The organism is Vibrio porteresiae DSM 19223 (genome assembly GCF_024347055.1).
Classification (GTDB): domain Bacteria; phylum Pseudomonadota; class Gammaproteobacteria; order Enterobacterales; family Vibrionaceae; genus Vibrio; species Vibrio porteresiae.
On the sequence record NZ_AP024895.1, the window covers coordinates 823,109 to 844,901 of the forward strand.

Sequence of the window (21,793 nt, forward strand, 5' to 3'; positions counted from 1 at the left end):
CAAACTGTCATCTTGGATCTTTTTATTAACATTTGCAGCAGAGCGTAACGATTTTTAGGCAATAAAAAAGCAGCATCACTGCTGCTTTTTGAATCTGGCGTCCCCTGCGAGATTTGAACTCACGTCTAAGACTTAGGAGGTCCTTGTTCTATCCGGCTGAACTAAGGGGACAAATGGTGGAGAGGAATTGTATACCAATTCCTCTTAGGGGTGAACCTAGTTGCGCTTTAACTGATTGTAATTTGTGCAGAATGCCGCTGATTAATGATGGCTGTTATCCGCAGGTTGAATACTGACAGGTTTAGTTGGCAAAGTTATCGGCGATCACTTTATTCATCACATCACCGATTTGCACACTGGATGCTAAATCGGGTTGATCAATTTTAGCTTCAGCGTCTCGATCATAAACACGAGATACCGTTAGGGTAATGTCACTGCGGCTGACTTTCGCACGAGGAATACCGCGTTGATCGATAAATGATCCAGTATGCCACAGAATCAACTTGTCGCCTTCTTGCACGCCGTGCACCCGTCCTAAACTGATTGAAACGGTATTGTCAAAGCGAGCAACCACTTCCGGTAGCGTCATTTTACATGCCATTTCTGATTCCATATCCAGCATGATTTTACGGCTCACACGTTGCAACATTTCACCGTAACTGGATGTCCAGAAGCGCGAAGTGGTGGTGTCGACTTGGCTGGTTTTATCAAATGGCCATAGCGCCTCTTCACGGTAGGTTTTTTCCATCACACGATTGCCCGTTTTGCCGTCGAATACTTTCATATCGAGGGCAAATTGGCGATTGATACTGTATTGAGTCAAACTGGTTTGCAAAATGGTGGCACTAAGGTCAGTGATTTCACCTTGAATGATAAATTGCGCGCCAGTGTCTTGCGCGATCATCTCGACTCGTTGCGGTGTTTGGTCATTAATCGCGTAGGGAGTTTGTCCTAGGGAAACAAAGCTGTGGGAATCGAGTTCAAATTGGCGGCTGAGAACTTTTGAAAAATCGGTACCTAAGTCATAAATTTGTCCCATCACGGCTTGTTGTGGTGAGGCAATATCCATGTTGGAGAACAGCAAGGTCTTTTTATACTGGCTAGTGTGGCAACCTGTTGCCGAAGGGTAGATGTCGATGCGAATCTTGACGCGCATTTCCCCTTGAGAGGCACGAGTCTGTTCCACCTCGATATAGCGTATCTCGTTGTTGGTAAACTGGTATTCTTTACGTTCAGTGCTTAGCAGTGAGGTGATATTACTAATATTGCCGATGTCACCCCCGGCAAAATCGACCGCTTTATAGATAGCGTCTTCTAAAGCATGAAGGCGAGCGCTGTCTGTAGACGATACGATCGATGCCGTTCCGGTGACTTCATACCAAGCTGCATTTGCCGGTGTTGTAAACATCAAAGCAGAAGCTATTGATACTAATGGAAATATAATTTTTTTCATCGTAATTTACCAGTCAGGTATAAATTTTGCTTTTCATATCGTAGCTGATGTAGGCCAGGCTATTTTGAATGAGTTAACACATTTAGAAAAGCAAAGAGCGTTCCAGTTTTACGATTGAGAGAAAACGGTCCCTCCTACTTGAGTGATGAATGGAGATGAAGAGAATGAAAAAGTGGCTTCCTCTCGTACCTGCGATGTTTTTAACCGCATGTGCGTATGCGCCCATCTATAACGGCAAAGAGCCGTACAGTGGGTCGCAGTTTATGTTGATGACCAGTCCACAACATACTTTGAACTACTTTGTTGAAAGTATGACGGATGATTTAGTGAAATCGAACACCAGCGTGACCGCGAGAACCCCAATTGCTGTCACCTCGTTTGTCGATCTGCAAAACTTAGATTCAACCAACTGGTTAGGTAATACCGTATCAGAAGGGTTTATTAATCAATTGCAACAGCGTGGTTTTAAAGTGGTCGACTTTAAAACCACTGGTTCGATTCAAGTGACTAACCAAGGTGATTTTGCCTTTAGTCGTGATTGGAAAGAGCTATCGAAAGAGCAAGATATTCAGTACGTTTTGACTGGCACTATGTTGCGTCAAGAAGGTGGCGTATTGGTGAACGCGCGCGTGATTGGTTTGCAATCACGAGTTGTCGTTGCTACGGCGCAAGGTTTCTTACCTGCTGATCGTATTGGGCGTGATTTGGATACGCTGAATATTATGCGTAGCCAAGATGGCATTTTAATTCGCTCTGATCCTGCGATATCAGAGAAGCATACGATCATTTTGCGTCATTAAGAGAGGCCCACATGAAAACGCTAGTCTGTTTTATCCTAACGGTGGTCTTCTTATCCGGTTGCCAACCTTTGGTTGCGATGCGTGCTGATGACTTTCTTACTGCGGTGGGTTATGCCACCATTAGTGAGCAAAAAGGTCGCGATGATCATGAGCGGCAAATCCGCGCCATGCGCGCATCAAAAGTGGATGCTTACCGTGAATTAGCCGAGCAAGTTTACGGCATGCGCGTAAGTGGTCGTGCTGAATTGCAAGATCAACGCTTAGGTTTAGAGAGAACCTCTGGCGCTGTGGATGGGGTTATCCGTGGTGCTGAAGTTGTGCGTAGCTACAAAGTTGGGGATAGCTATGTCACTGAATTGCGACTGGATATCCGTAAAATGGAAAGGTTGCGCGATTACGGCGAAGTACAACAAGTGCCGGAAAGACGCCAGCAAACCTTATTCTAAATTCTCTCTTCATCACTCAGTAAAAAAGCGGCTCGAGAGCCGCTTTTTTGTGTTTGAGATTGATATGTTGGCGTTGCGAGGAGTTGCTTGTTTTGAACGCTACTCTCTATGCTTTGATATTGGTGCCAAGTGTTGAAACGCTGCGAGTTTGACCTGTTGCATTGTAGGTCATACCGGTTTTACCTAAGCTTTGCTGCATCAGGTTGTTGAGCTTATTAAAACTCAATTGAGCACGGTTTAACGCTTCACCATTGACCATGTTCGCTTGTTGGCAGTCTGCCACAATTGCTCGTATCTGTTCGACAAGATCGTTTAGGTATTGATCCTCAGTTAGGCTCGAAACATGAGGATGGGTAGCAATCCGTTTGTCGGTTTGTTGCAATTGAGACACCAAAGTGAGTTTCTGTTTCGCTAGGGCTTCAATATCTACGGAGACACGCGAAGTGATCGCGATTTTCTCGTGTTCAAGAAGTTCCGATAAGTCCTGAGCGTTTTTCAACTGAAACTCAACTAAGTCTTTAAGAGCCGCCATTGCTAGTTCTCGCTATATACGTGTGTGGCGTCTAGAACCCACCAAGTTCTTTTTCAAACTTGATGATGTTATCCGCCAGCTTATCCGCGTCCACTACATAAGAGCCATTAGCAATGGCTTCTTTAATTGCAGCAACTTTGGCGCTATCAAAGCTTGGTTTACTTGCCATGTCATTTTGCATCTCACCTAGCGCTCGGCTTTGTGAGCTAAGCGATACTGCATCTCTAGGTTGACTTGTTTGACGAGTCTCTTTAGAGCTGCTGGAAGATACATTGTTGTCTGAACGGTTCAGCGAACGATTCGTTGTTGATAACGATTGTCCTGAACGGATGTTATCAATGCCTGCCATAGATTGAGCCTTTAATCAATGTAAAACTGTTAATGTCAGTATCGACTGTTGTGACAAATACTTTAGCGCTTTTATTACTTGCCCTGTAAATAATTTGTCCAGTGATGAGATCTTAAGCTAGAACTGTACCATCACTTCGCCTATACCGCTTACTTTTGCATCAATTATACGGTTAGATTTATCATTTTTCACTTTTATCTGCTCTCCGAGTATCCCGTCAGACAAGGCAGTGCCTTTAGTTGTTATGCTCATGCCTGCTGATTGGGCGCGGATCATAACGGTTTCATTGCGGCAGACAAAACAGATGTCATTTGCGGTAATGACGTCTCCTAAGGAGACATTGCGTTTCAGTTTGGCACCTTCGACCATTTCGGTAGAGGAAAATCCTTGCCGCTTAAAAAGCAGCAGATTTACCATACTTATACTAATATTTTGGGAAGTGATGACCTGACCTCGAGTTAACGGTGAAGATGCGGTGACGAGTGGAACGGTCAATGTCAGCTTAACGGGAACGTAAATCTTCCAGTCATCTGGTTCGCACGTAACAAGGACCGTGATATAACTCGCGGAACCATTGTGTGATGATGACGAAGTTTTTAATGGTTCTGGACATTGGGTTGCATATACACGAGGATCAATATCCGAAGCTTGTGCTTCCACTTCGCTTCCGACCGGTTTGTCTGCTGTGTCGAGAACGTGATGCTCCGCAGCTTCTTGAATTAATTTTATTTGTTCAGGTGTCGCGCAGTGCACATTAACGCTAAAGAAAAGCAATAAAAAGCCGATAGGGTTGTAAAATTTCTTACAGAAAGCTCTACACTTAGAACGGACATGTGATTGATTACGCTTTTTTATGAGCATGTTTGTTTCTCTGGTTTCTTTATAGCCTTTAGTAGACTATCACTTTTTAGGACAAAAGTTAGAGATGGAGATTAGCTTATGACGGGTATCCTTGATTCTGTGAATCAGCGTACGCAACTCGTCGGTCAAAACCGATTAGAATTATTAACGTTCCGTTTAAATGGTCGGCAACGTTACGGGATCAACGTCTTTAAAGTTAAGGAAGTTCTCCAGTGCCCTAAATTGACAGCGATGCCTAACTTACACCGTCTAGTGAAAGGGGTTGCCCATATTCGTGGACAAACCGTATCGGTGATCGATTTAAGTCTTGCTATCGGTGGTCGTCCGACTGCTGATGTGGCAAAAAGTTTCGTGGTAATTGCCGAATTCAACCGCACTATCCAAGCCTTCTTGGTCAGTTCAGTAGAACGTATCATCAACATGCGTTGGGAAGCCATTTTGCCGCCACCGGATGGTGCTGGTAAATCTAACTACCTAACGGCAGTCACCAATATTGATAATGAACTTGTTGAAATCATTGACGTAGAAAAAATTCTTGCTGAAATCGCTCCAGTTAATGAAGCGATGGATCGTAGTATCGGTGAAGAAATTGCCTCTGCGGAAGCGGAAAAAGAGATTGTCCGTCGTATTTTGATTGCTGATGACTCGACAGTTGCACGAAAACAAGTGCAACGTGCTATTGAATCTATAGGTTTCGAGTGTATCCTAGCCAAAGATGGTAAGGATGCGTACGACAAACTTCGTGCAATGGTGAAAGAGGGCAGTGTTTACGACCAGATCTCTTTGGTGATATCTGATATCGAAATGCCTGAGATGGATGGTTATACCCTGACTGCTGAAATTCGCCGTAATAACGATCTCAAAGATCTCTACGTTATTCTGCACTCATCCTTGAGTGGGGTATTTAACCAGGCCATGGTTGAGCGAGTTGGTGCTAACTCCTTTATCGCCAAATTCAACCCAGATGAGCTCGGTAATGCGGTAAAATCCGCACTATTAAAATAAAAGAGAAATGAATGACTGCTATAACTATAAGCGATCAAGAATATCGTGAATTCTGTCGGTTCTTAGAATCCCAGTGTGGCATTGTCCTTGGTGACAGCAAGCAATATCTTGTTCGTAGCCGCCTAAGCCCACTGGTAACAAAGTATAAGTGTGGTTCTCTCTCTGATCTGCTGCGTGACGTTGTGTCTGGACGCAATCGCGATTTACGCGTCGCTGCAGTAGATGCGATGACAACCAACGAAACTTTGTGGTTCCGTGATACCTACCCGTTTCAGGTACTTGCTGATCGTCTTTTGCCGGAAATGGCAGCCAACAAACGTCCAATTAAAATCTGGTCTGCGGCCAGCTCTTCAGGTCAAGAGCCTTATTCAATGGCAATGACCATTCTTGAAGTGCAGCAAAAGCGCCCAGGTTTTTTGCCTAACATCGCGATTACAGCAACGGATATTTCATCGACCATGCTTGATATGTGTAAAGCGGGTGTCTACGACAATTTGGCATTGGGCAGAGGTCTTTCTCCTGAACGTCGTCGTACCTTCTTTGAAGATGCGGGGGATGGCAAGATGAAAGTAAAAGACAACGTGAAACGTTTGGTCAATTTCCGTCCACAAAACTTGATGGAGAGTTATAGCCTACTCGGTAAATTCGACATCATTTTCTGTCGTAACGTATTGATCTATTTCTCTGCTGACATGAAATCCAAAGTGCTTAATCAAATGGCCGGTTGCTTAAACCCTGGTGGTTATTTATTGCTAGGTGCATCGGAATCATTGACTGGATTGACCGACCGTTTTGAAATGGTTCGTTGTAACCCAGGTATTATCTACAAGTTGAAATAGTCATAGTTTGGCAAACAATCCCTAAGCCCGGCACCTTGCCGGGCTTTCTTTTGCCGCTGCATTTTCCTTTTGCACGCGGCAACTCTCTTCCTATCTGACATACCAATTCCTTGCTTTTTGTTATATACATAAAAGTGACATTCCAAACCTGATGGTGCACTTATTGCAGTGTTTTATTAAGTGTCACCATGAATCATGCAGTTAGTTAACAATCGAAAAGTTGGTACGCTAATTGCAAAACTTTCAGCAAGACGGTCAGTTCTGAATATAGAGGCAAACATGGCTATTTCTTTTGACAAAGCTCTAGGGATACACCAGTACACGGTGGGCGTGCGCGAGCGCAATGCGGAGTTGATTGCAACCAACATCGCTCAAGCCGATACCCCTGGATTTAAAGCAAAGGGAATGGACTTTAAAAAGGCATTGCAGGCGGCAACATCAGGGGCAAGCATTAGTCTTGATCTTACCGATGGTCGGCATATTCCTGCCTCTAAGACAGTTTCAGGTGAAGTGCTTTACCGCACTCCAACTCAGCCTGACACTGGCGACGGTAACACGGTTGATGTGGATTTGGAGCGTAACTTGTTTATGCAAAACCAATTGAGACATCAAGCTTCCCTCGATTTCTTGGGCGGCAAGTTTAAAGGCTTAACAAAAGCGATTAAAGGGGAGTAAGTAGATGGGCTTATTTAATGTATTCAATGTGACTGGTTCTGCTATGAGCGCTGAGTCAATTCGCCTAAATACGACCTCTAGTAACTTGGCAAACGCAGACAGTGTCAGTAGCTCAGCGAAAGACACTTATAAAGCGCGTCATGCTGTGTTCGGCGCTGAGTTAAGCAAAGCACGTTACCGTAACGATCCGAATGTGCCAGTCAAAGTCATGGGTATTGTGGAAAGCAATAAACCTTTAGTGGCTGAGTACAATCCTGATCACCCACTCGCGAATGCCGATGGTTATATCTACAAACCAAACGTCAACGTGATGGAAGAAATGGCTAACATGATCTCTGCTTCTCGCGCATATCAAACCAATGTGCAAGTTGCAGATGCAAGTAAACAGATGCTGCTGCGTACGCTGCAGATGGGTCAATAAGGATAAGGGGGTAGCGTATGGCCGGAGTCAACAACGTTGGTCAAAGCGGCTTGTCCTATGTTGATCAGCTGAAGAGTCTGCAAGAGAAGAAAAAACCGGATGAAGCAACGGGTAAGAAAGATCTTAAACAAGAAGATTTCTTGTCGCTGCTCACCAAGCAACTAGCTCAGCAAGACCCTTTCAAGCCGGTCAGCAATGATCAGATGATTGCCCAAATGGCTTCGTTTGCGACCGTTGATGGGATTGGCAAGATGAACAAACAGTTCGAAAGCCTTAACTCATCTATGACCTCAAATCAGGCATTGCAGGCATCGTCTCTGGTCGGTCGTGATGTTTTGGTACCGGGTGCTGCTGGTCTCAAAAAAGATGACGCAGGTATGGCGGCAATGGTTAAAGTACCAAGTTCCGTTGATAACCTGATGATTCGTATTGAAGATGAACATGGTCAACTTGTTCGTACCTTTGATGCGGGCGCCAAATCTACTGGTGACACTCGCATTGATTGGGACGGCAAAGACCAGAACGGTAATCCATTGCCGGGCGGAAAATACAAAGTTAAAGCGGCAGGCCTAATTGATGGCGCTAGCAAAGACTTTGATGTATCCACCTACGCCAACGTGAATAGCGTATTACTCGGCAAAGGTAATGGTAATGTACTGCTCAATCTGGCTGGTTTTTCTTCACCAGTTCGACTTGCTGAAGTACTGGAAGTTGGCAAAGCATAATTTGCTGCGAGCCAGATAGGAGAATTTGGAATGTCATATGTATCTTTAAGTGGTTTGTCCGCTGCTCAGTTAGATCTGAATACAACGAGTAACAACATTGCGAACGCTAACACGTATGGCTTTAAAGAGTCTCGTGCTGAGTTCGGTGATGTGTATTCAAACTCTTTGTTCACTAATGCGAAGACCACTCCTGGTGGCGGTGTTCAATCGCAAAAAGTGTCACAACAATTTCATGAGGGTTCCAGTATTTATACGAATAACCCTATGGACTTGCGTGTTTCTGGTACGGGTTTCTTTGCGGTAGCGAAAGACCGTTTGATTCCGCAACAGAACGAATTAACACGTAACGGTGCGTTCCATCTAGATAAAAATAACTACATGGTAACGGCAAATGATGAGTACCTACTTGGCTATCAAGTGAACCCAGATACGGGTGACGTTCTCTCCTTTGAACCTCAACCGATGAATATTCCTGCTGAATTTGGTAAGCCAAAACAGACAGCCAATATTACTGTTGGGGTTAACTTACCAGCGAACGGCAAGTTAAAAGATCCTGCATTGTTTGATTATACAGATCCAGAAACGTATAACCGTTCAACCTCATCAACTATTTATGACTCAATGGGTCAAGCGTATAAGCTAACCACTTATTACTTGAAAGACCAAACTCAGTCGAATACTTGGCAGGTGTACTACACCGCGACCGATAAAGACGGTGAGAAACCGATCAATATTGTCAACGGTGATGCCGTTGCTGGTTCTGGTCAAACAGGTCACACATTGAAGTTTAATAACGATGGTACGTTGGCAAGTTTGAACAATGGTCAGCCAATTGTCTCTCAAGCATTAGGCAGTGGTACTAACCCACTTAATCTGAATGGTGCCGATGGCTCTCAAGTGTTGTCATTTAGCCTTGATGCCGCCACTCAGTTTGCTGCACCTTTCGAACTGACTAAGTTTGATGAAGATGGCGCAACCACAGGTTTCTTAACCAAAATCGACTTTGATGAGAATGGTAGTATTTTGGGTACCTACTCTAACGGTGAAAACGTCACTTTGGGTCGTGTTGGCCTAGTGCGTGTACCAAACGAACAAGGTTTGGATAAGAAGAGTGGTACGCAATGGGATTCAACTCAGTTCTCTGGTGACAAGATTTGGGGTGAATCAAACAAAGGTTCATTTGGTTCGATTAAGAACGGCTCTCTGGAGCAGTCCAACATCGATATGACCCAAGAGCTGGTGGATTTGATCTCCGCGCAGCGTAACTTCCAAGCGAACTCTCGTGCGCTAGAAGTGCATAACCAACTGCAACAAAACATTCTGCAGATTCGATAACCATCGGATCGGCAAACTCGGTAAGCTGGCGGCAATCGCCAGCTTATTTTTGCCAGCCTCTTGCCGCTTTCCCGTTTTTCCCTTCCTGTTTTTACTCTGATCTTCTTGTTATCTACTTGAATAATAAAGCTAAATAAAACATGGCACAGCTATTGCTTTAATGACCAAGAACAACCGATTTTTGGGATGAAATTATGGATCGTGCTCTGTATCTGGCCATGAGTGGCGCAAAACAAAACATGCAAGCCATGCAATTGCGGGCGAACAACTTGGCGAACGTCAGTACGACAGGTTTTCGTGCCGACCTAGAGCAAGCGCGTTCTATGCAGGCATATGGTGCTGGACTACCAAGTCGAGTATTCAATATGACTGAACGTCCTGGAAACAATTTCCAACAAGGCAGCGTGATCACGACAGGTCGCGATCTCGACATCACAGTGCAAGGTGATGGCTGGATTTCTGTGATGGATAAAACCGGTAAAGAAGGGCTTACCCGCAACGGCAACTTACGTATCGATGAGACTGGCCTGCTACTGAACGGCAACGGATATCCGGTGCTGGGAGAAACAGGTGCTCCGATAACGCTACCCGTCCCGCTAAGTAAAATTGAGATCGGCAACGACGGTACTATTTCCGTTCGACCTCAAGGTGCTCCTGCGAACGCGATGGAAGTAGTTGACCGAATTAAGTTGGTAAGACCGAACGATCGTACTCTGTTTAAAGATGTCAACGGTCTGTTTCGCTCACAAGACCCCAATGCCACTTTCGATGCTGACGCGAACGTCAAAATCCTAACTGGAGCATTAGAGGGCAGTAACGTGAATGCGGTTGGTGAAATGACCAACCTTATCGACCTGCAACGTCGCTTTGAGATGCAGGTAAAAATGATGCGCACGGCAGAAGAAAACGACAAGTCGTCAGATTCGCTGCTTCGAATGAGTTAATGAGAGTCACAGGAGTTAAGTATGCAACCGGCACTATGGGTCAGTAAGACAGGCTTAGACGCTCAGCAAACCAATATTGCAACGATCTCGAACAACTTAGCCAACGCATCAACCGTTGGCTTTAAGAAAAGTCGTGCGGTATTTGAAGATTTGTTCTACCAAAACATCAACCAACCTGGTGGTCAGTCATCGCAGAATACTGAATTGCCAAGTGGTTTAATGCTCGGCGCAGGTTCTAAGGTTGTGGCAACCCAAAAGGTCCACACTAACGGTAACGCGCAAACCACATCCAACGCTTTGGACATGATGATTGAAGGGGATGGTTTCTTCCAGATCCTGATGCCAGATGGCAACATCGGTTATAGCCGTAATGGTCAGTTTACGTTAAACGATCAAGGGCAAATCGTGACTTCGGGTAGCGGTTATCTACTGCAACCACAGATCACAGTGCCGCAAAATGCTATCTCAATTACCGTTGGGACAGATGGCGAAGTCTCTGCTCGTGTGCGTGGTCAACAGAATAACCAAGTGCTAGGGCAAATTACCACTGTCGATTTCATTAACCCAGGTGGCTTAGAGCCTATCGGCCAGAACCTCTATTTGCCAACAGGTGCCAGTGGTGACCCTCAAGAGGGTGTCCCTGGACTGGATGGTATGGGTAATGTCCGTCAGAACATGCTTGAAAGTTCAAACGTGAACGTGACGGAAGAGTTGGTCAACATGATTGAAGCTCAACGTGTCTATGAAATGAACTCCAAAGTGATTTCAGCAGTAGACAAGATGATGAGCTATGTTAACCAGCAGCTATAGTGGCTTAGGAAGAGGATAAGGCGATGAAATCGTTAATCAGTCTGTCTTGTTTTGTTGTATTGCTTTCAGGTTGTAGCAACTTGATGCAGCAAAATGCACTTACTGAGCAGACACCGACGGTATTGGATGCGGTGGAAGGTAATAAAGCGCAAGACACCTCATCAACCGGTTTGGATGGGCTGGTGGATACATTACGCCAACGTAATGATCCGGTTGCCGATGACCCAGCGTGGGCGCCGATTCATCCTAAAAACAAGCCGGAACACTACGCAGCTGAGACAGGATCTCTATTTGATCCGGCTAGCGATCGTGGTTTGTATGATGACACTAAACCCCATGGCTTAGGCGATATCATCACCGTCAATCTTAATGAAAGTACCAAAGCGGCAAAAAGCGCTGATGCCGATCTGTCGAAAAATAATGATGCGTCAATGGATCCACTGAGTGTCGGTGGGCAAGAGCTGAAGATGGGAACTTACAACTTCTCTTATGCGCTTAAAAACGATAATAAGTTTTCGGGTAGCTCAGCGGCAAACCAAAGTAACAGCATTTCGGGTTCTATCTCTGTTCAAGTGATTGACGTATTAGCCAACGGCAATTTGGTGATTCGCGGTGAAAAATGGTTAACTCTAAATACCGGTGACGAATACGTTCGCTTAAGCGGCACAGTTCGTCCAGATGATATCGCTAACGACAATACTATTGATTCGACACGTATTTCTAACGCACGTATTCAATACTCAGGTACTGGCACCAATAAAGATATGCAAGAACCTGGATTTTTGGCACGATTTTTTAATGTCTCTCTATAGACAAGATCTCGACGTCGAAGATTTGACAGTTTAGTTTGATGAATGAGGTCTCTTGAGGCCTCATTTTTTTTGCAAGGGTTACCCGATGAAAAAGCTCACACTGATGTTATTGATGTTTGTTGCGACCAGCACCCAAGCTGCGCGCATCAAGGACCTAGCACAGGTCGCCGGTGTCCGTAGTAACCAACTTGTGGGCTATGGATTGGTCACTGGTTTGCCAGGTACAGGTGAATCTACGCCATTTACCAACCAAAGTTTTAATACCATGCTGAAAAAATTCGGCATCCAATTGCCGGAAGGCACTAACCCCAATGCGAAAAACATTGCCGCAGTTATGGTGACCGCCGATTTGCCGGCTTTTTCTAAGCCAGGACAAACCGTCGATATAACTGTCTCTTCCGTTGGCTCGGCAAAGAGCTTGCGTGGTGGCACCCTGATGCAAACCATGCTGAAAGGTTTGGATGGTCAAGTGTACGCAGTAGCTCAAGGTAACCTTGTGGTGAGTGGGTTTAGTGCGACTGGTGCGGATGGTTCAAAATTGGTGGGTAACACACCGACAGTGGGGATGATCTCTAGTGGAGCGACCGTAGAACGAGAAGTTCCGACCCCATTTAGCCGCGGTGACTACATCACCTTTAACTTGTTTGAATCGGATTTTACCACAGCTCAGCGTTTGTCTGATGCCGTGAATAGCTTCCTTGGTCCTAACATGGCATCGCCTATGGATGCGACCTCAGTACGAGTTCGTGCTCCTCGTGATATCAGTCAACGCGTCGGTTTCCTCTCCGCGATTGAAAACCTTGAAGTAGACCCTGCTGATGGAGCGGCGAAGATCATCGTTAACTCCCGTACCGGTACAATTGTGGTGGGGCAGCATGTTCGCCTAAAACCTGCAGCAGTGACCCATGGTGGTATGACGGTTGCAATTAAAGAGAACCTTAATGTGAGCCAGCCAAATGGTTTCTCGGGTGGTCAAACGACAGTTGTACCTGATTCAGACATTGAAGTGACTGAAAAGCAGGGCAAGATGTTTAAGTTTCAAACTGGCGTGACACTGGACGATCTTGTTCGTGCGGTGAATGAAGTGGGCGCGGCACCATCAGATTTGATGGCGATTTTGCAGGCACTGAAACAAGCTGGAGCCATTGAAGGCCAGCTGATCATTATCTAACCCATAGGAGTGGCAAAGATGGCAAGTAGTCCAAATGACATTGGCTTTATTCAAGACATCGCTGGGTTAGATTCATTACGTCAGAAAGCGGTCAAAGGTGACAAAGCGTCTGAGAAAGAGGCGTTAACGGCTGCCGCTCGTCAGTTTGAGGCGATCTTTACGACCATGATGCTCAAATCGATGCGTGATGCGAATAAAGAGTTTAAGTCGGATATGTTTAATAGCCAAAATGAAGACTTTTATCGCCAAATGCGTGATGAGCAGATGACCAGCGAACTGAGTGCTAATGGTTCACTGGGGTTAGCTGACATGATTGTAAAGCAATTGACCGCAGCTAACACAGTAAATGAACAAGGCGAGCGTACCTTCCAAGATGCGATGGAGCGGGTTAATCACTTCCATAGCGCAGCACAGCAGCCAGCTCAAACCAAACCGATCAGTGATGTTGCCGCTCCTGTTGCCACGGCAAAAGAGCCCGCGGCAACTAAGATGGATTTCAGTTCACCACAATCGTTTGTGCGTTCATTGAAACCTTACGCACAAAAAGCTGCGCAAGCGCTGGGGATTGATTCCACTCTGCTCTTAGCTCAAGCCGCCTTGGAAACAGGGTGGGGACAGAAGCTAGTGAAGAATTCTCAGCACAGTAGTAATAACCTATTTAATATCAAAGCTAATACGGGCTGGCAGGGGAATCGTATTGCCACCCAAACTCTGGAGTATCAAGACAATATTCCGGTGATGGAGAAGGCGGCATTTCGTGCTTATCCAAGTTATCAAGCCAGCTTTGATGATTACGTTAAGTTTTTGGAAACGAACCCACGTTACAGTGATGCACTTGCACAGCAAGGTGATGAAGCGTTCATTCGCAGTATTCACCGTGCAGGTTATGCTACCGACCCTCAGTACGCTGACAAAGTGTTGCAACTTAAATCTCAAATCGAATCGATGGGCAATATCTAACGCCTCTTCTTGCCGGGCCGATTCAGAATCGGCCCATTTTATTTCTCCGCAGTAACACCATTTTTCTATATATATCTATAAGTTAACTAGCAATTTTTAAATTGGCATACATGTTGCTTCATACCTGTAGGGGTCAGTGATAACTGGCATTTTAAATGGGTTTTTGGGGGCAATATGGCGTCTGATCTTCTGAACGTCGGTAGGCAAAGTGTCCTAACCGCTCAGAGACAACTCAATACCACTGGTCATAACATTTCCAATGTTAATACAGAGGGTTACAGTCGTCAGTCTGTGATCCAAGGGACCAATATGCCACGCCAATTTGGCGGGCAGACTTATGGTATGGGCGTGCATGTGGAAAATGTTCGCCGCTCTTGGGACCAGTTTGCCGTTAAAGAGTTAAATCTTGCCACTACTGACTATTCGAACAAGAAAGAGCATGAAGAGAACTTGGATATGTTGTCAAAGTTGCTCTCCTCTGTTGCATCGAAAAAAATCCCAGAAAACTTGAATGAATGGTTTGATGCGGTGAAAACCTCATCAGACACGCCGAATGATGTCGGTGCGCGTAAAGTGGTATTGGAAAAAGCCAATATCATTGCGCAAAACCTCAATGACTTTCATGAAACCGTACGCCGTGAATATGAAAATACTAACGAAGGTCTCAACGTTGGTATCAAACGTGTTAACCAGTTAGCGATAGAAATTCGTGACTTACAACGTTTGATGATGCGTACCCCAGGTCCTCATAACGATTTGATGGATAGACATGAAAAGCTAGTCAAAGAGCTTTCCCAATACACCAAAGTGACCGTGACGCCGCGTAAAAATGCGGAAGGTTTCAATATTCATATTGGTAACGGTCATACCTTGGTTTCCGGTACGGAAGCGAGTCAATTGAAAATGATTGATGGCTACCCTGACGTGAAACAACTGCGTTTAGCCATGGTTGAAGGTGATGGCGTTAAAGCGATTACCTCGAGTGACATCGGTGGTCAATTGGGCGCTCTCTTTGAGATGCGTGATAAAAATATTCCGAATTTATTAGATGAAATCGGCCGTATGTCGACCGCTTTCTCTTATCAAGTGAACAAACTGCAACATCAAGGTTTGGACTTGAACGGTGATGTGGGTCAAGACCTATTTACCGATGTGAACGCCGATCGTATCGCCAAAGCGCGTGTCGTGACATCCAGTAAGTCGCAAGCGGATATGGCGGTCTACATCGACAATGTGGCTGATTTAAAAGGTGGCGAATATTCACTGCAATATGACGGCAGCGAATATCACGTCACTAAGCCAGGTGGTGAGCAAGAAACCATGGTGCAAAGTGGCGGCAATCTTTATGTTCGCGACCGTCTTGGTAACTTAAAAATGCTCGATGGCATGCGTATTCAGGTCAACAATGACCCAGCAACCGGCGAGCGCGTTATTCTTCGGCCAACTCGTGCCGGTGCTGCCGATATTAAAGTACAGTTTGATGATCCATCTAAACTTGCCGCACAAAGTTACGAAGCGTCCACCACGTTTGCTCAAGGTAAAGCGAAGTTCACTATCAATGCTGCAGGCACACTGCGTGAATTCCAAGTGGTGATTAACGACTTAGGTAATGAATTCTCTATCCGTGACAAAAACGGCAAGGTGCTGCTCGACCAACAAAAGTATCCGCCAAGTGGTCCAGTGTCGTTTCAAGGTACGGAATTTGAATTGTCTGCTGGTGCATTACCGAAAGATAAATTTACGGCAAACCTTGTCCCTTCAGAAGGGGACAACGGCAACTTACGTAAAATGATCGACATCCAAAACGCCAAAAATATGGACGACAACGAATCGACCTTGGTGGATGTGTATCACAACCTAAATACTAACTTCGGCCTCAAACTGTCCACCGCATCACGGTTGACAGATGTTGCCCGATTAGAAAAACAGTCTGCTGAAGATCGCATCGCGTCTGTCTCAGGGGTCAACCTTGATGAAGAAGCGGCGAACATGATGAAGTTTCAACAGGCATATATGGCGTCATCCCGCATCATTCAAGCGGCCAATGACACCTTTAATACCATATTGCAGTTGAGATAGGGAGGAAGAGTAAATGCTAAATCGAATCGCAAGCTTCCATAACTATCAAGCTGTTCAAAACGATCTGCGTCGTCAAGAAGCTAAGGTACACCATAACCAAGCGCAATTGGCATCGGGTAAAAAGCTGCTTTCTGCGGCAGACAACCCATTGGCAACGCATTACATCCAGAACGTATCGCAACAAGAAGAGCAGATTCGTCAATATTTGGATGCAATCACCTTGGTACGTAACCGTTTAGAACACCAAGAAGTATTGGTGTCGAATGCGGAAGATTATGCCGATGATGCTACCCGAAATGTCATGGAAATGATTAACGGTTCGTTATCACCTCAAGACCGTGATGCACACGCACGCGTTTTAGAAGAGATGTCAGATAACTTCCTTAACTTAGCCAATTCACAAGACGAATCAGGCAACTATATTTTTGCTGGTACGAAACCAAAGAACCAACCGTTTTTCCGTGATAACGAAGGCAACGTGAGTTATGCCGGGGATGATTATCAACGCAAAATGCGTATTTCTAACAGTTTAGAGATGCCGTTTAACAGCCCTGGTAGCAAATTGTTCATGGAGATCGATAACCCATTTGGTGATTATGAACCGGATTACAAGTTGCAAGAAGGTTCGGAGTTACTGCTGGAAAGAGCAGTGAACACCAATGCCGACGATTATGCGAAATATAAAGTGACGTTCGTCGATATGAATAACGGCAAATTTGGGTATCAATTGGAAAGAAACGGCAGTGTGGTGCAGGCCAATGAGTTTGATCCTAAAGAAGGGATCAAATATCAATCAGGCAGTAACACGCTCACTATTCAAGTGAAAGGTCAGCTGACCGCTGGCGATGAGATTAGCTTAACGCCCCGTAAAACCTACAGCATTTTTGATAGCTTCCAAGATGCTATCAAGTACTCCAAAGGTTCGGTTTCGGATGCGTCATCTACTGCAAAATTGCAGCAGGCCTCCGAAGAGCTACATCACGCCTTTATTCACTTGAGTAAATCGAGAACAGATATCGGTGCTCGCCTGGATACATTAGATATCCAAGAGGAACAGCACCAAGATTTTAAACTCAGCTTAGCGAAATCTAAGAGTGAGTTTGAAGATTTGGATTATGCCGACGCGGTGATTGAATTTAACGAAAATTCACGTGCTCTAGAAGCGTCCCAAAAAGCGTTCGGCAAAACCAAGGATTTAACTTTATTTAATTACATCTAACCTTCAATGCCTTACGTGCAATGCCGTAAGAGCGAAGTGAGTTGTGGTGAAAAATTGGCCTAAAAGTTGCTGATAGTTAAATCAGGTAGCCAAAGCGGCAAGAGGGCGGCAACGCTTGTAGCCACGCGGCGGTAATCTTAGAGCTTATGCATAAGGTTACATTAAAGTTTCTGTATAACTTGCTGATTATATTGAGTTTGTAAATATTTTAATCAGGATTAACCAAGTTGGCACAGGAATTGAATTAAACAGTTAAAGGGTGGAAAACCCGATTAAACCGGCAGCAATGCAGGTTTAACCCAGTGATTCACGGTCATGCTTCCAAACAGAGTAAAGCTGACCGCTTCGCAAGGGCTTGCGAACTCGACAGGAGAGCAAACTATGACCATTAACGTAAATACTAACGTATCGGCGATGACGGCCCAGCGTTACTTGAACAAAGCGTCAAATGAGTTAAATACCTCAATGGAACGCTTGTCATCAGGTAACCGTATCAACAGTGCAAAAGATGATGCGGCAGGCCTGCAGATTTCTAACCGTTTGAGCGCTCAGTCTCGTGGTCTAGAAGTCGCTATGCGCAACGCTAACGATGGTATTTCTATCGCACAGACAGCTGAAGGTGCGATGAATGAATCAACCAATATTTTGCAGCGTATGCGCGATTTGGCTCTGCAATCTTCTAACGGTACTAACTCAGAATCAGAACGCAAGGCGTTGAATGAAGAGTCAGTAGCACTACAAGATGAGCTAAACCGTATTGCTGAAACCACCTCATTCGGTGGTCGTAAATTGCTAAACGGAACCTTCGGGGAATCCGCATTCCAGATTGGTTCAAGCTCTGGTGAAGCGATTATTGTCGGCCTAACGAGTGTGCGTGCTGATGACTATCGTATGGGCGGTGTGAGCTTTAAATCGGAACAAGGTAAAGATAAGAACTGGGGGGTGCCTCCTCAATCTCGCGACCTTAAATTCGAATACACCGACGGTGAGGGTAAACCAGTAACAGTCGATATCAACGCCAAACCTGGTGATGATATTGAGGAACTTGCAACCTACATCAATGGTCAAACAGAAGCAGTAAAAGCTTCTGTCGATGAAGACGGTAAGTTGCAATTGTTCATGCCAGAATCAGGTATCCGCGGAAACCTCAATATTTCTGGTAGCTTAGCTGGCGAGCTGGGACTCAATGGTGGTCCTGGTAAGAAAACAACGGTCAATGATATTGATATTACCACTGTGGGTGGTTCGCAAAACGCAGTAGGTGTTTTGGATGCTGCCTTGAAATATGTCGATTCGCAACGTGCTGATTTGGGTGCGAAGCAGAACCGTCTAGGTCACAGTATTAGTAACTTATCGAATATCCAAGAGAACGTGGAAGCGTCGAAGAGCCGCATCAAAGATACGGACTTTGCGAAAGAAACGACTCAATTGACCAAAGCACAGATTCTGCAACAGGCTGGGACGTCAATCCTTGCCCAAGCGAAACAGTTGCCAAGCGCTGCAATGCAACTATTGCAGTAGCTTGGGAGGCTTCACTAATAAGCTCAGACGTGGGTATGTAGTGAGGCGTCCTTGGCAACGTATGATAACGGACTGGTATGAGGCTCTCTCAATCAAACCTGCCTTTTATCTGATGTAATCATACGCATGGTTAGCCAATAATGTGTTCATTTCTCTTGATCTCCACATTGGCGATGGCTACACCACCAAATAGCCCCGGTTCTCTCAAAGGAAAAGGGGCTTTTCTTCTTTCTGTTGTTTCTCATCCTCTCTATTTGCTTGCTCGTTTTTCATACGAAATTAGTTGCACCGGCAGCGGTCGTCATTTCTTTAGCTAAATTTGTGACTAATGTCCAAATTTGTGGCTGTGTTCTCATTCCTATCTAAACTCTTCCCTTTTTTAACTATTTTCTCAGTTTTCATTAAAGGAAGTCTCCTGCGAGTCGTTAACAGTAATAACTTTGAGAGAACTACTGGTTTTCCGAGACGTCGGAAACCGCTCGGGAGTTCCGCTTAGCCGGAAAATCAATAGGAGGCACCACAATGGCGGTTAATGTTAATACCAACGTGTCAGCGATGACGGCACAACGTTACCTGAACAGCGCAAGTAATGCTCAACAAGCATCTATGGAACGTTTGTCTTCAGGTTACAAAATCAACAGCGCTAAAGATGATGCAGCTGGTCTTCAAATTTCTAACCGTTTGAATGTCCAGAGCCGTGGTCTTGATGTCGCTGTACGTAACGCAAATGATGGTATCTCTATTGCGCAGACTGCTGAAGGCGCGATGAAAGAAACTACCAACATTCTGCAACGTATGCGTGACTTGTCCCTACAATCATCTAACGGTTCAAACTCTAAGTCTGACCGTCAGGCGATTCAGGAAGAAGTAACAGCTTTGAATGATGAATTAAACCGTGTTGCAGAAACTACCTCATTTGGTGGTAATAAACTGCTTAACGGCACATTCCAAACTAAAGCATTCCAAATCGGCGCAGATAACGGCGAAGCTGTTAATCTAAGTCTGAAAAACATGCGTAGCGACAACAAAATGATGGGTGGTACCGGATATGTTGCAGCTGAAGCAAAAGGCAAAGATTGGGGCGTGAAAAAAGACGCTAACGATCTGAGCATTACGTTGAAAGATAAATCAACAGGCCAAGATCAAACGATTAATATCAAAGCAAAAGAAGGCGATGATATTGAAGAGTTGGCAACTTACATCAACGGTCAAACCGATATGGTGAAAGCGTCTGTTGACGAAGATGGCAAACTGCAAATGTATGCCGACAACAACAAAGTTACAGGTCCTGTCACATTCGGTGGTAGCCTAGCTGGTGAACTGAATATGGGTCCTGGTAAAGCTGAAACGGTAAACGACATCGACGTAACCACTGTTGGTGGTTCACAACAAGCTGTTGCTGTCGTTGACTCGGCATTGAAATTCGTAGATAGCCACCGTGCGGAACTTGGTGCATTCCAAAACCGTTTCGGTCATGCGATCAGTAACTTAGAAAACATCAACGAAAACGTGAATGCTTCTAAGAGCCGTATCAAAGATACCGACTTTGCGAAAGAGACTACCGCTCTTACTAAATCGCAAATTCTATCTCAAGCTTCAAGCTCTGTTTTGGCGCAAGCTAAACAAGCTCCTCAAGCTGCGTTGGCTCTACTGGGTTAATCCCTTTACGATGACCAAAGTGCAAAAATCCAGCTTCGGCTGGATTTTTTCTATCTTGAGAAAAGAGAACTGTATTGTCGGCCCAATCCTATCTTTTTCTTACTTACGCTTATCTTCCGACTTTAGCTAATACCAAGCACAGCTATTATCTGATCATTCTTGCTGCTAAAAGCGGTGATAACGTTGTTATAGATTTTTTAATTAGAATAACGACTTAGCTGCATTTCTTTATTTCCCAATAACCTGCGTTTTGGATAACCGAGTTGTCAGGTTCGAACTATGACGACTGGGATATTTTTTCTGGTCATTACGTTCAGTTTTAAAGCTCATCTAAGCGCCTATTTCGCACTGTTTTCTCTGATCCTACTACGTGCTCAGATTTTAGGTTGTAACGGTTAAAGACGCATATACAGCTCAATAGCAGCGCATGGTTTATTAGCTGGCGAAAGAGTCCATGTATGGATCTGTGATAGCAATGTATCAAAGAGAAATATTGGAGATTAAAAAGTATTGGCAGTCAAAAAGATCGGGAATAGGGGAGAATAGTGAAACGCTAGAAAAAACAAAACCCATCATTGCTGGGTTTGTTTATCATGGTGCGGAAAGAGAGACTTGAACTCTCACACCTTGCGGCGCCAGAACCTAAATCTGGTGCGTCTACCAATTTCGCCATTTCCGCAAATTTTATAGATAATCCGACTGGAAGATACCGAATCATCGTTGTAAGTGGCAGGTCTACCTGGATTCGAACCAGGGGATGGCGGCATCAAAAGCCGCTGCCTTACCGCTTGGCGATAGACCTACGTTGATAGCGTAAGCTATCTAAATCATGGTGCGGAAAGAGAGACTTGAACTCTCACACCTTGCGGCGCCAGAACCTAAATCTGGTGCGTCTACCAATTTCGCCATTTCCGCAAATTTTATAGATAACCCGACTGGAAGATATCGAATCATCGTTGTAAGTGGCAGGTCTACCTGGATTCGAACCAGGGAATGGCGGCATCAAAAGCCGCTGCCTTACCGCTTGGCGATAGACCTACAGCAGATAGTTTTCACTATCTAAATTATGGTGCGGAAAGAGAGACTTGAACTCTCACACCTTGCGGCGCCAGAACCTAAATCTGGTGCGTCTACCAATTTCGCCATTTCCGCAAACTTGTTGATAACCCGATGTTCA

The 21,793-nt window shown here is 45.0% G+C and carries 21 protein-coding genes and 6 tRNA genes; 17 read left to right on the forward strand and 10 right to left on the reverse strand.

The window, feature by feature from the left end:
- Positions 1 to 95 precede the first annotated feature (95 nt).
- A tRNA-Arg gene (locus OCV11_RS03825) sits at positions 96 to 171 on the reverse strand.
- 130 nt (positions 172 to 301) lie between these two features.
- Positions 302 to 1,453: a flagellar assembly protein FlgT gene (locus OCV11_RS03830; protein ID WP_261895106.1), complete on the reverse strand. Its 1,152-nt coding sequence runs from the start codon at positions 1,451 to 1,453 to the stop codon at positions 302 to 304.
- A gap of 164 nt (positions 1,454 to 1,617) precedes the next feature.
- On the opposite strand from OCV11_RS03830, the gene OCV11_RS03835 reads away from it, so the two are divergent.
- The gene (locus tag OCV11_RS03835; protein ID WP_261895107.1) at positions 1,618 to 2,253 is read left to right on the forward strand and encodes a FlgO family outer membrane protein; all 636 of its coding nucleotides are present in this window, start codon (positions 1,618 to 1,620) and stop codon (positions 2,251 to 2,253) included.
- Positions 2,254 to 2,264: 11 nt separating this feature from the next.
- Complete coding sequence (flgP, locus tag OCV11_RS03840; RefSeq protein ID WP_261895108.1) at positions 2,265 to 2,699, forward strand: flagellar assembly lipoprotein FlgP; 435 nt, start codon at positions 2,265 to 2,267, stop codon at positions 2,697 to 2,699.
- A 106-nt stretch (positions 2,700 to 2,805) separates the two neighbouring features.
- On the opposite strand, the gene OCV11_RS03845 is transcribed toward flgP, so the two are convergent.
- The 3 genes from OCV11_RS03845 to flgA all read right to left on the reverse strand — a co-directional run bounded on the left by OCV11_RS03845 (position 2,806) and on the right by flgA (position 4,441).
- Positions 2,806 to 3,231 carry a flagella synthesis protein FlgN gene (locus tag OCV11_RS03845; protein ID WP_261895109.1) on the reverse strand — a complete coding sequence of 142 codons (426 nt, stop codon included), beginning with the start codon at positions 3,229 to 3,231 and terminating at the stop codon, positions 2,806 to 2,808.
- Positions 3,232 to 3,262: 31 nt separating this feature from the next.
- Positions 3,263 to 3,580: a flagellar biosynthesis anti-sigma factor FlgM gene (gene flgM / locus OCV11_RS03850; protein WP_261895110.1), complete on the reverse strand. Its 318-nt coding sequence runs from the start codon at positions 3,578 to 3,580 to the stop codon at positions 3,263 to 3,265.
- Positions 3,581 to 3,697: 117 nt separating this feature from the next.
- Positions 3,698 to 4,441, reverse strand: coding sequence for a flagellar basal body P-ring formation chaperone FlgA (gene flgA, locus OCV11_RS03855; protein ID WP_261895111.1), 744 nt, complete (start codon positions 4,439 to 4,441; stop codon positions 3,698 to 3,700).
- A gap of 78 nt (positions 4,442 to 4,519) precedes the next feature.
- Here flgA and OCV11_RS03860 point away from each other — a divergent pair, with 78 nt between their 5' ends.
- The 15 genes from OCV11_RS03860 to OCV11_RS03930 all read left to right on the forward strand — a co-directional run bounded on the left by OCV11_RS03860 (position 4,520) and on the right by OCV11_RS03930 (position 20,616).
- Positions 4,520 to 5,446 (forward strand): chemotaxis protein CheV, encoded by a 927-nt coding sequence (locus OCV11_RS03860; RefSeq protein ID WP_261895112.1) that lies wholly within the window; start codon positions 4,520 to 4,522, stop codon positions 5,444 to 5,446.
- Positions 5,447 to 5,457: 11 nt separating this feature from the next.
- A complete protein-coding gene (locus tag OCV11_RS03865) occupies positions 5,458 to 6,285 on the forward strand; it encodes a CheR family methyltransferase (protein ID WP_261895113.1) in 828 nt (275 codons plus the stop codon).
- Between the two features lie 279 nt (positions 6,286 to 6,564).
- Positions 6,565 to 6,960, forward strand: coding sequence for a flagellar basal body rod protein FlgB (gene flgB / locus OCV11_RS03870; RefSeq protein WP_261895114.1), 396 nt, complete (start codon positions 6,565 to 6,567; stop codon positions 6,958 to 6,960).
- A gap of 4 nt (positions 6,961 to 6,964) precedes the next feature.
- Positions 6,965 to 7,381, forward strand: a complete 417-nt coding sequence (gene flgC, locus OCV11_RS03875) for a flagellar basal body rod protein FlgC (protein WP_261895115.1) — start codon at positions 6,965 to 6,967, stop codon at positions 7,379 to 7,381.
- A gap of 17 nt (positions 7,382 to 7,398) precedes the next feature.
- The gene (gene flgD / locus OCV11_RS03880; protein ID WP_261895117.1) at positions 7,399 to 8,106 is read left to right on the forward strand and encodes a flagellar hook assembly protein FlgD; all 708 of its coding nucleotides are present in this window, start codon (positions 7,399 to 7,401) and stop codon (positions 8,104 to 8,106) included.
- Positions 8,107 to 8,136: 30 nt separating this feature from the next.
- A complete protein-coding gene (flgE, locus tag OCV11_RS03885; protein WP_261895119.1) occupies positions 8,137 to 9,441 on the forward strand; it encodes a flagellar hook protein FlgE in 1,305 nt (434 codons plus the stop codon).
- A gap of 194 nt (positions 9,442 to 9,635) precedes the next feature.
- The gene (gene flgF / locus OCV11_RS03890) at positions 9,636 to 10,385 is read left to right on the forward strand and encodes a flagellar basal-body rod protein FlgF (RefSeq protein ID WP_261895121.1); all 750 of its coding nucleotides are present in this window, start codon (positions 9,636 to 9,638) and stop codon (positions 10,383 to 10,385) included.
- A 21-nt stretch (positions 10,386 to 10,406) separates the two neighbouring features.
- Positions 10,407 to 11,195: a flagellar basal-body rod protein FlgG gene (gene flgG, locus OCV11_RS03895; RefSeq protein WP_261895123.1), complete on the forward strand. Its 789-nt coding sequence runs from the start codon at positions 10,407 to 10,409 to the stop codon at positions 11,193 to 11,195.
- A 23-nt stretch (positions 11,196 to 11,218) separates the two neighbouring features.
- Positions 11,219 to 12,007, forward strand: a complete 789-nt coding sequence (flgH, locus tag OCV11_RS03900) for a flagellar basal body L-ring protein FlgH (RefSeq protein ID WP_261895124.1) — start codon at positions 11,219 to 11,221, stop codon at positions 12,005 to 12,007.
- Positions 12,008 to 12,092: 85 nt separating this feature from the next.
- On the forward strand, positions 12,093 to 13,178 hold the full coding sequence (locus tag OCV11_RS03905; RefSeq protein ID WP_261895126.1) for a flagellar basal body P-ring protein FlgI: 1,086 nt from the start codon (positions 12,093 to 12,095) through the stop codon (positions 13,176 to 13,178).
- 18 nt (positions 13,179 to 13,196) lie between these two features.
- Complete coding sequence (flgJ, locus tag OCV11_RS03910) at positions 13,197 to 14,138, forward strand: flagellar assembly peptidoglycan hydrolase FlgJ (RefSeq protein ID WP_261895128.1); 942 nt, start codon at positions 13,197 to 13,199, stop codon at positions 14,136 to 14,138.
- Positions 14,139 to 14,312: 174 nt separating this feature from the next.
- Entirely contained in the window at positions 14,313 to 16,217 is a 1,905-nt protein-coding gene (gene flgK, locus OCV11_RS03915; RefSeq protein ID WP_261895130.1) for a flagellar hook-associated protein FlgK, read from the forward strand.
- Positions 16,218 to 16,230: 13 nt separating this feature from the next.
- On the forward strand, positions 16,231 to 17,436 hold the full coding sequence (gene flgL, locus OCV11_RS03920) for a flagellar hook-associated protein FlgL (protein WP_261895131.1): 1,206 nt from the start codon (positions 16,231 to 16,233) through the stop codon (positions 17,434 to 17,436).
- Between the two features lie 381 nt (positions 17,437 to 17,817).
- Positions 17,818 to 18,957, forward strand: coding sequence for a flagellin (locus tag OCV11_RS03925; RefSeq protein WP_261895132.1), 1,140 nt, complete (start codon positions 17,818 to 17,820; stop codon positions 18,955 to 18,957).
- A gap of 522 nt (positions 18,958 to 19,479) precedes the next feature.
- Complete coding sequence (locus OCV11_RS03930) at positions 19,480 to 20,616, forward strand: flagellin (RefSeq protein ID WP_261895134.1); 1,137 nt, start codon at positions 19,480 to 19,482, stop codon at positions 20,614 to 20,616.
- A gap of 594 nt (positions 20,617 to 21,210) precedes the next feature.
- Here OCV11_RS03930 and OCV11_RS03935 read toward each other — a convergent pair.
- From OCV11_RS03935 to OCV11_RS03955, 5 genes are all read right to left on the reverse strand, one after another.
- A tRNA-Leu gene (locus OCV11_RS03935) sits at positions 21,211 to 21,295 on the reverse strand.
- Between the two features lie 48 nt (positions 21,296 to 21,343).
- Positions 21,344 to 21,418, reverse strand: a tRNA-Gln gene (locus OCV11_RS03940).
- A gap of 28 nt (positions 21,419 to 21,446) precedes the next feature.
- Positions 21,447 to 21,531 (reverse strand) — tRNA-Leu (locus OCV11_RS03945).
- A gap of 48 nt (positions 21,532 to 21,579) precedes the next feature.
- A tRNA-Gln gene (locus OCV11_RS03950) sits at positions 21,580 to 21,654 on the reverse strand.
- 29 nt (positions 21,655 to 21,683) lie between these two features.
- A tRNA-Leu gene (locus tag OCV11_RS03955) sits at positions 21,684 to 21,768 on the reverse strand.
- Between the last annotated feature and the right edge of the window lie 25 nt (positions 21,769 to 21,793).